Annotated in this window: 8 protein-coding genes; 7 read left to right on the forward strand and 1 reads right to left on the reverse strand. The window is 32.1% G+C overall.

The window, feature by feature from the left end:
* The 3 genes from N4A40_01060 to N4A40_01070 all read left to right on the forward strand — a co-directional run.
* Nucleotides 1-270, forward strand: a 270-nt coding sequence (locus N4A40_01060) for a hypothetical protein (protein MCT4660419.1), incomplete at its 5' end; no start/stop codon positions are given.
* A gap of 117 nt (nt 271-387) precedes the next feature.
* Nucleotides 388-990: a hypothetical protein gene (locus tag N4A40_01065; GenBank protein ID MCT4660420.1), complete on the forward strand. Its 603-nt coding sequence runs from the start codon at nt 388-390 to the stop codon at nt 988-990.
* 144 nt (nt 991-1,134) lie between these two features.
* On the forward strand, nt 1,135-1,701 hold the full coding sequence (locus N4A40_01070) for a GNAT family N-acetyltransferase (GenBank protein ID MCT4660421.1): 567 nt from the start codon (nt 1,135-1,137) through the stop codon (nt 1,699-1,701).
* A gap of 97 nt (nt 1,702-1,798) precedes the next feature.
* Here N4A40_01070 and N4A40_01075 read toward each other — a convergent pair whose 3' ends face one another.
* The gene (locus N4A40_01075; protein MCT4660422.1) at nt 1,799-2,554 is read right to left on the reverse strand and encodes a hypothetical protein; all 756 of its coding nucleotides are present in this window, start codon (nt 2,552-2,554) and stop codon (nt 1,799-1,801) included.
* Between the two features lie 174 nt (nt 2,555-2,728).
* On the opposite strand from N4A40_01075, the gene N4A40_01080 reads away from it, so the two are divergent.
* From N4A40_01080 to N4A40_01095, 4 genes are all read left to right on the forward strand, one after another.
* Nucleotides 2,729-4,324 carry an AAA family ATPase gene (locus tag N4A40_01080; GenBank protein ID MCT4660423.1) on the forward strand — a complete coding sequence of 532 codons (1,596 nt, stop codon included), beginning with the start codon at nt 2,729-2,731 and terminating at the stop codon, nt 4,322-4,324.
* A 327-nt stretch (nt 4,325-4,651) separates the two neighbouring features.
* Complete coding sequence (locus N4A40_01085; GenBank protein MCT4660424.1) at nt 4,652-5,356, forward strand: response regulator transcription factor; 705 nt, start codon at nt 4,652-4,654, stop codon at nt 5,354-5,356.
* Nucleotides 5,340-6,932, forward strand: a complete 1,593-nt coding sequence (locus N4A40_01090) for a HAMP domain-containing histidine kinase (protein ID MCT4660425.1) — start codon at nt 5,340-5,342, stop codon at nt 6,930-6,932. Before N4A40_01085 ends, N4A40_01090 begins: the two co-directional genes overlap by 17 nt.
* A 158-nt stretch (nt 6,933-7,090) precedes the next feature.
* Complete coding sequence (locus N4A40_01095) at nt 7,091-7,411, forward strand: hypothetical protein (protein ID MCT4660426.1); 321 nt, start codon at nt 7,091-7,093, stop codon at nt 7,409-7,411.
* The last annotated feature ends 115 nt before the right edge of the window (nt 7,412-7,526 follow it).

The following is a 7,526-nucleotide window of genomic DNA, read 5'->3' on the forward strand; positions in this document are numbered from 1 at the left end:
AGATCTGCTTTTGGAGAGAAACTAGAGTACAAATCAGAAAATGACTTGGTGAAATTAGCGTGCAAACACAAGGACAATATAAATACAAAATTCTATATAGCTTGTGGAAATCAAGACTTTCTTAAAGAATTAAATGATAGATTTGCAAATGATTTGATGGAACTTGGATACGATTTGAACTACGAAACTTGGGATGGAGCACATGATTTCGAATTCTTTGATCAAGCGCTCAAAAGAGCAATACAATACATAAAAAACATCCAATTGTAAAATGTTGACATTATATTCACATTGATTGCATGATATAATATACTCTAGGGTTGTGGGGCGAAATTTGTAGATTCGAAGGGTTTAGTTTGCGTAAATCGACATTAGGAGGTCTATTTCATGAGACTAGCAAAGAGAAACAACAAAGCAGTTACTCATTTTGAACTATTAATGGTACTAGTGATAATAGCTGTAGTCATAGCTATATCACAGGCTAATTTTTCAATAATACTTAGAAATATGAGGGTAAAAGCAGATGTGAAAACTAGTTTAGCGATACTTAAATCTATCAGACTAGAACATATATCGGATAATTATGGGACATTTGATATCTTAGAAAACAGCGGTGAATACATAGATTATGAGAACTTAAAAATACAGAGATATAAAAGTGGAAATGATATGAAGATGTACATAGTAGCTAGAGTAGACGCCGAAATCGGTACAAGATATGCCATTTTGTATATGACAAAAGATGGAGAGCAAGTCTCTAGAATTGCAGGGAAAGCGTATTTGATAGAAGAGAATGATACGAAATTTAGAGTTAACAAAAAGAGCTTAGTGCGTATAAAGCCAGAACTTTCAGCATCTGGCAATGTAGAATACGCATTTGATGACGTTAACTATCAAGAAGTGACAAAACAAGCGGCAAGTGAGAGCGAAGAAGAATCAAGTGAAAAAGAGAAGCACTTAAATAGAGCTGAAAATAGGAAAAACGAATAAATGATGAAAGTATTTGGATATAAATATTGAAATAGAGTATATAAGTTTAAAATAAATTTACATGAAATCGGTTGATTTCACCCGTGGATTAGATTGTATAATAAAAGTATATAGAGTGAGATATGGAAACTAGAGGAGGCTAATATGTCAGAAATATTGCTTAGAAAAATTGAAATTAAAGATTTAGATAGTTACTTGGAACTTACAAAACCATCAAGACTATACCACAAATTCAATGGACCGTATTTCAAGAAGAGTACTGAAAATGAACTTAAAACTAAAATTCAAAACCTTAAAAAACAAATAGAAAATGGAGAATATCCAAATCGTAGTTTAATGGTAGTGGATGAAGAAAAAGATGTACTCATTGGAGAGGTTAGTTGGTACTGGAAATCCGAAGAGACGAAATGGATGGAAATCGGAATAGTAATATTCAATGAAGACTATTGGGGACAAGGCATAGGATATAAAGCGCTAAGAAAATGGATTGACAGAGTATTTGATGAGCACAAAGATATAGTAAGACTAGGCCTAACTACATGGTCTGGAAATGAGAGAATGATGAATCTAGCAGAGAAATTAGGTTTTGTATTAGAAGCAAGATATCGTAAAGCTAGAATAGTAGAAGATCAATATTATGATTCAATCAGTTATGGAATATTGAGAGAAGAGTGGGAAAATAATAATAAAAAAACAGAAAAATTAGTATAAAAATAAAAAATTAGAAACACTAAAAAAGTCCGAAACTTCAGCTAGTAAAGCTAAAGTTTCGGACTTTTTCTTAATTGATATAGAAAAACCTATAGTACTACATGATTTGAATATCAACTTGTCTTGGCAAATAATTAAAGTAAATCAAATTGTAGCCAGTCAAAATAATCAAATCTTTGTTGAGATAAGTACAATCAAACACCATTATACCCAAAAATGCTGTAAGCAGAACCAGTACAGATGAGTAAAGATGATAATCAAGCGACGATATAAACTTTGCACGAAGCTTCTCTTTGAATTTGAACTTTGTTTCTATTAAGAACAATATAAACATATTCAAATACAAACTAAAATTGACAGAATCCGAGTATTCGTCAGCTAAAAGATTATAAGCTAAAGAATCCATATCCCTATCGTAATCAGAATCCATATATCGTCTATAGTGCATCAATAGTTCTACATTTTTGGCTTTATAATACAAATAGCCCTTACCATCTTTCACAGCTATTATGTCATTTTTCAAAATAGAGAACCTAAGCTCGTGAGACGTTATAGGCTTGATATGGATTTCAACTCCAGCATCAGGATGGCCATTAGGATTAGTAGCTCTCATGATTTCAATATTTTTGAGATCGCTAAGAAATAAACTATCCTTACCATCTACGACTAGTGGCAATGTACCCATGTCATGGCCCAAATCATAATATGTATAACTATACTTGCTCAAATCCACTTCTTCTGGAAACATCGCATCATAGAGAGTCTTTGGATTTTCAAAAAAATACTTCGAAGAAAACAGAGCTCCTACGAGCAGTATCAATAGAACCAGTGAATCTTTTTTGTTTACCGTCATAGTAAGTCACTTCCTTTTTGAATGATTAAGCTACGTATAGTATACAAGTTAAGTTTAGAAGTGTAAAGCAGAAGCGTTGTGAAATACTTAAGCTATCTTTGTTGATTCAAGTGCTTATAGTGTCGTAGTAATGTTATAATAGAATTAGAAGAAAGTTTTGTGGAGGTGAAGATATTGAATAAAAAATTTAACATAACGGGAACATGTATACCTGATAAACACTACATGGTAGATATCACAACAAAAATAAATTACATAATGAAACTAATAGAAAACGAAGAATATTTTATTATAAATAGACCAAGACAGTATGGAAAAACAACTACATTGTACCTATTGAACAAAAAACTTTCAAAAATGGATGATTACCTATCTATAAAAATAAGTTTTGAGTCGATTGATTCAGATAGTTTTGGTGAGACGAAGAGTTTTCTAAAGAGCATAATGATACAAATGAGGAATTACTTCAGATTTACCAGAAATAAAACCATGCTTGAGTATATAAATAAATATTGCGACAAAATTACTAGAATGGCTGAATTCAGCGATTTCATAACAGATATGGTTGAGTATGTAGATAGAAAAGTAGTTCTAATCATAGATGAAGTAGACAAAAGTAGCAACAACCAATTGTTTCTAGATTTTTTAGGCCTGCTTAGAAACAAGTATTTGTCGAGTAAAGAAGGCATGGATATAACATTTAGTAGTGTGATACTAGCAGGAGTTCATGACGTTAAGAGTCTTAAAATAAAAATCAGATCTGACCAAGAACATAAATACAATAGTCCTTGGAATATAGCAGCAGATTTCGATGTCGACATGAGCTTTTCAGAACGAGAAATAGAAACAATGTTAGATGAATATACAAGACTAAAAAATATAGAATTAGACAAAAAATACTTTGCAGAACGCCTTTATTTTTACACATCAGGGCACCCATTTTTGGTAAGCAAACTTTGCAAGACAATAGACGAAAAAATACTAAGTGCAAAAGATACAATGTGGGAAAGAGAATATATAGATATAGCTGTGAAGGAAGTTCTAAAAGAGAACAATACGAACTTTGACAGTGTGATAAAAAATATAGAGAACAATAGCGAATTATACAGCTTCACAAAGAGAATAATATTAGATGGAGAAAACATAACTTATGTAAGGTCAGATGAAATAGTAAACCTCGGAAGTATATATGGTATATTGAAAGATGAAAAAGGAAATTGTAGAATCAATAACAAAATCTACGAGCAGCTCATATACAATCACATGATGATGAAACTTGTGAGAAATGATAGATACAAAATCATGTCAGATTACAACTACAAATCAAAATTCATAAATGAAGATAATACATTAGACATCGAAAAAATACTCATGAAATTTCAAGAATTTATGAAAAAAGAGTATTCAGCTAAGAAAGAAGCATTTTTAGAAGACGATGGCAGACTGATACTTTTGGCATTTATAAGTCCAATAATAAATGGAGCTGGATTTGCATTTAAAGAAGTTAAAGGTGGAGAAGAGAAGCGGTTTGATATAGTAATAACATATGGTAAAGAGATGCACATACTAGAGCTCAAGATATGGAGAGGCGAACAATACCACAAAAAAGGATTAATTCAGCTTGGAGAGTACCTAGAGCAATACGGATTAGATAAAGGATACTTGCTTGTATTTGACTTTAGAAAACAGCGTGGAGAATCTGGAAAAACAATAGAAACTAAAGTAAATATAGGTAGTAGAGAGAAAAAAATATTAGAAGTTTATTGTTAATTTAGGAAACTGAGGAGGATGAAGAGATTGTAAAGGGCATACAAAGTGGAATTAAAATCAACAAAAAAGCAGATTCAAAAGATTAATCAATCGCTGAGAATTTGTAGATGGTTATATAATGCTTACCTTTAAATGGGTGAGATTTCAAGAGTAAAAAACTAGAAAAGAAGTGAAAACGCGAACAAGTAAGACATTCAAGGAAATATGAATGTCTTAAAAAAGCAAAAAAACTAGAAAAAGGAGGAGCTACTAGACAAAATATCCAGAAACAAACAGTCAAAGTACAAAATGGGTAGATTTGTCAATATTTTGAGTAGCAGAATTTGCATGAATACTAAAATTCTGATAGCTGAAGATGATAGAGACATATCTGAAATTATAGAAATATACCTAATTGGTGAAGGATACGACCTGAAGACCGTTAGAAATGGAATAGAAGGTTTAAATGCAGTCAATGAAGAAAACTTCGATCTAGCGATACTAGATATAATGATGCCAGAGATGGACGGATACAAATTGACAAGAGAGATTAGGAAAATCAGCAATATGCCCATAATCATACTTTCAGCGAAAAACGAAGACCAAGACAAGATACTAGGACTAAACATTGGAGCAGATGACTACATTACAAAACCATTTAATCCATTAGAACTAATAGCTAGGGTTAACTCGCATTTGCGAAGAAACAGAAAGTACAATGATTCAGACAAACACGTGAGTAAAATACTCTCGCTTAAAAATCTCAGACTTGATACAGAAACATGTAGACTTTACAAAGACGATACAGAACTACTTATAACAGCTACCGAATACAAAATGATGAGTTTATTTATGAAAAATCCAGACAAAATATTTTCAAAAATCCAACTAGCAGAACATATACTAGGAGAATACTTTGAGTCAGATTCTCATACCATCAGAGTTCATATTTCAAATCTCAGGCACAAACTAGGAGTAGATAAAAATGGAAATCAATACATCCAAACTATGAAAGGTCTAGGATACAGAATTGAAAATGAAAAACAAATATAGCCAAAAAAGCTACTTTAACACACTAGTTAGAGACTTCTTGTACTTTGTAATAGCAACACTGATTTCTATTTTAGCAATACTATTTTTGAGAGACTATATTGAAGACGTCAGTATGAGGACCTACCTACAATACACATACGACAATGTGCCAGAAGAAATAAAGAGCGGAGAGTACTTAGAATTTGAAAGCGAGCACATACTTGGAGATGATGGATTTTTTGAAATAATAGATTCAGATGGAAACATAGTCTACTCTCATTTAAAAAACAAACAAATTCAGTTTTCAGCTGACGAAATAAAATTGATTCCAAATGAAAGTAACCGACCGATAGTTACGAGAGAATCTTACAAAGACTTTGATTCAAACGAATACGTGGAACTTACATTTGAATACTACGAAGACTTGAAAAAAACGTATCAGAAAATATTGATAGTAGATAGAAATTACAGACTAGTATTTTCAGATATGCATTTAGACAAAGATACATTTTCAAAAAAAGAACTCGAATTGATGATGGGAATATACGAAAATGACTATGAAATTTCCAAGCTAGAGTTTGAAGACAACAGCAAAAATCCACACTCAATAATATTCTTTAGAAAACACAACCCCATGAACAGGATCTCCACATCAATTAAAGGAAATATAAAATACTACGTAGCAGTATTCATTGTACTATTCATGGCATATGCAATCATTTACCTCGTAAAACTAGACAAAAAAGTGAAAACACCACTACACCTTCTAGGCGATGCAATAGATAGAATAGCCAAAGGAGAAAAAGAAGAACAAATAAACTACAGAGGACCAAATGAATTCGAAGAACTATGTCAAAAATTCAACGACATGTCTAGAAAACTAAGCGAATCAGAAGAAAAGCAAAGAGAATTAGAAAAAGAAAAAAAGAGAATAATAGCCGACATATCTCACGATCTAAAGACGCCTATAACCATAGTTCAAGGCTTTGCCCAAATGCTGATAGATGGAAAAATAAATGAAAGCGAGAGAAAAACATATTTAGAGCGAATATCTCAAAAATCAGATTCTATGGCAAAACTCATAAATGCACTTAGTGAATACAGCAAACTAGACCACCCAGAATTTAGACTAGACATAGAGAATAGAAACATGAGCGAATTTGCTCGGCAATATTTCATTGAAAAATACAGTGAATTAGAAATGCAGGGCTACAAACTAGACATAGACATCCCTGATAACGATATTTACTGCAAATTCGATGAATTTGAGATAAAGAGAGTCTTCGACAACATAATATCAAATACTGTAAAATACACAGAAAAAGAAAGGACTATATCATTTTCCATAGAGAAGACAAATCAAAATATCAAACTCAAAATAGGAGACAACGGAAGAGGAATATCAAGCGAATTACAGAGCAAAATATTTGAACCATTTTCCATAGAAGACGAAGCGAGGACAACTAGAAGCGGAAGTGGTCTCGGCATGGCTATAGCCTACAAAATAATTAAAGCACACAGAGGAGATATAAAACTCACATCAGATGATAAAAAACAAATAAACACATTATATGAAATAGAACTGCCAGCTAAATAATAACTAGAAATTGCACTTTTGAGAGTGCAATTTTTTTGTATAAAGAAATCTTTATGTAGAGTTTATTTCAGCTGTACATACATACCATATAATCTTACATAGGAAACTAGATGGAAAAGCAATAAATCAAATTAGAAGGGAATAGTGGGAGAATGTTTATGAAACCTGATGGAGCTAAGAAAGAGCATAGATTTATACCGTACGATGCCAAATATCTTGAGAGCTGCGGGGAGCTCGTAAAAGAGAGTTGGAATTTGCACAAAGGACTTGAAAATGTAGAAAACATAAATAGTGTATATGAACTATACATCAGAGACTGCGTAGACTACAGCGAGTACACAGAACTGATAGTAGATAAAGATGAAAGAGTAATGGGGATAATGTTTGCAAGCATAGAAAACAGAAACATATCACAATACATGGCACTTATCGCCAGGCGTTTGAAAACAACATTTATAAATGTCAATATTAAAATGTAAAAAAGTGTCCGTATAAAAATGTATGTTGTTGCTAATCCTCCTTATCAAATTTTGAAAGTGCTTGTGCTGTTCTATATGAGTTGCCAATGATATTAACGATACTTGAGTGATGTAT

The organism is Tissierellales bacterium, from assembly GCA_025210965.1.
Lineage (GTDB): Bacteria > Bacillota > Clostridia > Tissierellales > JAOAQY01 > JAOAQY01.

What these genes read in the sequence shown, in the direction of transcription:
- N4A40_01065 (MCT4660420.1), top strand. Translation starts at nt 388, where the DNA reads ATGAGACTAGCAAAGAGAAACAACAAAGCAGTTACTCATTTTGAACTA.
- N4A40_01070 (MCT4660421.1), top strand. Translation starts at nt 1,135, where the DNA reads ATGTCAGAAATATTGCTTAGAAAAATTGAAATTAAAGATTTAGATAGT.
- N4A40_01075 (MCT4660422.1), bottom strand. Translation starts at nt 2,554, where the DNA reads ATGACGGTAAACAAAAAAGATTCACTGGTTCTATTGATACTGCTCGTA.
- N4A40_01085 (MCT4660424.1), top strand. Translation starts at nt 4,652, where the DNA reads ATGAATACTAAAATTCTGATAGCTGAAGATGATAGAGACATATCTGAA.
- N4A40_01090 (MCT4660425.1), top strand. Translation starts at nt 5,340, where the DNA reads ATGAAAAACAAATATAGCCAAAAAAGCTACTTTAACACACTAGTTAGA.
- N4A40_01095 (MCT4660426.1), top strand. Translation starts at nt 7,091, where the DNA reads ATGAAACCTGATGGAGCTAAGAAAGAGCATAGATTTATACCGTACGAT.